Annotated in this window: 2 protein-coding genes; one reads left to right on the plus strand and one right to left on the minus strand. The window is 33.0% G+C overall.

Translation table 11 applies throughout. The features are described from left to right. Positions 1-564: 564 nt before the first annotated feature. Positions 565-747 carry a hypothetical protein gene (locus BMW63_RS17740; protein ID WP_074724789.1) on the minus strand — a complete coding sequence of 61 codons (183 nt, stop codon included), beginning with the start codon at positions 745-747 and terminating at the stop codon, positions 565-567. 57 nt (positions 748-804) lie between these two features. Here BMW63_RS17740 and BMW63_RS17745 point away from each other — a divergent pair, with 57 nt between their 5' ends. Continuing rightward, entirely contained in the window at positions 805-1,224 is a 420-nt protein-coding gene (locus BMW63_RS17745) for a hypothetical protein (protein ID WP_074724790.1), read from the plus strand. The last annotated feature ends 265 nt before the right edge of the window (positions 1,225-1,489 follow it).

Genomic DNA, 1,489 nt, shown 5'->3' on the forward strand with positions numbered 1-1,489 from the left:
AACATATTACAACACTGGTTTAGCATGATGGGGAATTTAGTGGAACTACCGTATTTTTTCATATATTCGTGTAGCCAAAAATAATCTGCTTAAAAGTTCCCCAACAAGCTAAGCCAGGAAACGTTGTGCAACAGATTGGCGAAACGAAACGTACACTAATTGGAATATAACATAAAAAAGGGAGGTCACAAAGTTTAGAAGTTAGTAAATAATGTTCGTTTGTTTTTGTTCGGGTTTCAAGGGTTGAAGCAAAAGAACAGAAACGTAATCGGAGGTTCTAATTACCCACGAAAATGAAATTATATTATTAACACTAATACATCTCCCTAATTTTAAATTTAATACAAATAAAAAACACTATGAGAATATTTACTAAAGAAGAAGCCGCATCCGTAACTAAATACTATTCCGAAATCCTAATAGGGAAACCCATTACTCCTCCTGGCGACTCTAATCCTTTTTTAATTACTTCTTTAGATATAAAGAAAGTTAATGATGGATATACAGTGTATTGCACTTGTAATATAGTCGCAGGAAAAAGTGCTTATAGTAACATAGAAAAAGTTATTTCTCAATCAGACTGTCTCCATCTGGAGGAATTTCTAACAAATCAATATTAACTTCTAATCGATAAACATATTCCTTGTCTTTAAAAATATGAATTGCGTCTGGATATTTATCCATTAAGTCTTTAATATTATCGAAATGAAAAAGCAATTTATTTAAAATATCTTGTGGTGTTGGCATTTTTTTTTTTTACGATTCCGAAGAACCGCTGATTAGTAATAATTTTAATTTAAAAATATGTTAACCGAAAAAGACAAAGCTTACATAGCGGAATTTCATAAAGTTCAAAAAGAGAGAAACGAAAAGTATATGGTATATGTAAAAACTGTTACGCCAATGGCGATTGGTTTTTTAGGTATAATGCTTTCACTCGCTGATACTGAAAAAATGAGTTGTATGAAACATTTATTTTATTCAATTACGATTACAGCCACTTCACTCGGAATCCTTGCCTCTCTAATAACATCGTTCGGCGAAATATTATCTTTAACAAATCTTCGGAATAATATTCGCGACAAAGCATTGAAATTGAAGGGCGGCATTGATAATGGAAATCTTGTTGAATCTGATATAAAATGGTTTGAAATATTTCATTACATTTGGGTCTTTTCTTTTGTATGCGCTTTGGTTTCAGCAACCCTATATTCTTGGTTTTAGATTTAGACCAAAATTTGAAAGGTGATAAAGCCGTCGCACAACAGCCGTTTTGCGCTATGGCGGGTTCAGCGGAATTGTCGTTTTCTCTAGACCTTTTCTGCAAAACAGAAAGTAATCTGCTTCTAAATCCGCCACATCGCAAAGCGACAAGACGTTGTGCGAGATGCTAACGCAGAGTCAGGAATCTAACGCAATTTTAAGACAAAAAATACTTAAAATTGTAATATGAAAACAGCTTACAAAAGACTCAATCGTGACCATAGAA

The organism is Flavobacterium frigoris (assembly GCF_900111075.1).
Lineage (GTDB): Bacteria > Bacteroidota > Bacteroidia > Flavobacteriales > Flavobacteriaceae > Flavobacterium > Flavobacterium frigoris.

Excerpts from the sequence above, each read along its gene's own strand:
- BMW63_RS17740 (WP_074724789.1), bottom strand. The coding sequence starts at position 747 with ATGCCAACACCACAAGATATTTTAAATAAATTGCTTTTTCATTTCGAT.
- BMW63_RS17745 (WP_074724790.1), top strand. The coding sequence starts at position 805 with ATGTTAACCGAAAAAGACAAAGCTTACATAGCGGAATTTCATAAAGTT.